Source organism: Oleiphilus sp. HI0125, assembly GCF_001635355.1.
This window is the reverse complement of the sequence record NZ_LWGF01000152.1, coordinates 1-891: the sequence shown is the minus strand read 5'-3', so window position 1 is coordinate 891 and position 891 is coordinate 1. Positions and strand designations below refer to the sequence as shown.

The 891-nt window shown below is 42.2% G+C and carries 1 protein-coding gene and 1 pseudogene; both read left to right on the top strand.

Features of this window, described 5'->3' with window-relative positions; all coding sequences use genetic code 11:
• Window positions 1-215, top strand: a pseudogene (locus A3762_RS26890) (oxidoreductase); the annotation flags it as partial.
• Between the two features lie 90 nt (window positions 216-305).
• Window positions 306-680 carry a hypothetical protein gene (locus A3762_RS02575; RefSeq protein ID WP_068475135.1) on the top strand — a complete coding sequence of 125 codons (375 nt, stop codon included), beginning with the start codon at window positions 306-308 and terminating at the stop codon, window positions 678-680.
• Window positions 681-891 lie beyond the last annotated feature (211 nt).

Sequence of the window (891 nt, the reverse complement as noted above, 5' to 3'; positions counted from 1 at the left end):
AATGGTCTAGCCAGGTTTTGGGGATTGCAGGGAATGACATGAGTATTGGGGCAGAAATCATTGTTCGCTCAGTGCTTGATGAAACTTTTGCCGTAAAAAGTGGTCAGTATTTCGATAATGATATTGGTGATTTCGGTCCACCGCATGTTGATGCACAAGACAAAGACGCGTGTGTAAAGCTGTATCAGTTATTAAAAGACATGCTGATTGATTAGCGGCATCGATTTTGCCAAATGTGTCTTAAATATTGTTTGGTGCTGATTGGAATACTAGACCTGGCTTATTAGTGTTGGTAAGTTGCTCCAATGAGAAAGATTGTGGTTGTTTTGTCAGTGTTGTTTTTGGTGTTTGCCAATGTGGTGAGCGCAGCTACATCATGCTGCTTTGAAGAGGCTGACAATCAATCTATCGCTATGCATGACATGGATATGTCGCAACCATCCATGTCAGAAGACTGCCATGAAGAACAGTTTTCATCACCATCCGATAGTGACTCTTCTGCGGGATTAGATGATTCTTACGGAGGACATGACTGCCAATGTGAAACCTGTCCTCAAACGAATAACTCTATAGAGCTTATTTCATTCGAACTTAACCTTCAGGCTCAGCCTAATACTGTTGATAGCATCAGCAGTCCTTTCCAGCGCATTAGCGTGATTGACAAACCCCCGAAAGCCTAACTCCGAAACAAATTGATCATCGAAGTATTTCTTACTTCGGTTTATATATTTATTTGGAGTGAAACAATGAATGTTTCTTTTGATCGCTTATGTGCCTTGTTTGCACTGAGCGTTGCGGTAGGGCTTGCCGAAGCACGGCCAGTTTCCTATCCAGGCGGCATCACATTGATGCAAAACAATGATGCGGATGTGAGTAGTTTACATCTTCATT

Bases quoted from the DNA above. Each gene is read 5' to 3' on its own strand.
- A3762_RS02575 (WP_068475135.1), top strand. From the start codon at position 306: ATGAGAAAGATTGTGGTTGTTTTGTCAGTGTTGTTTTTGGTGTTTGCC.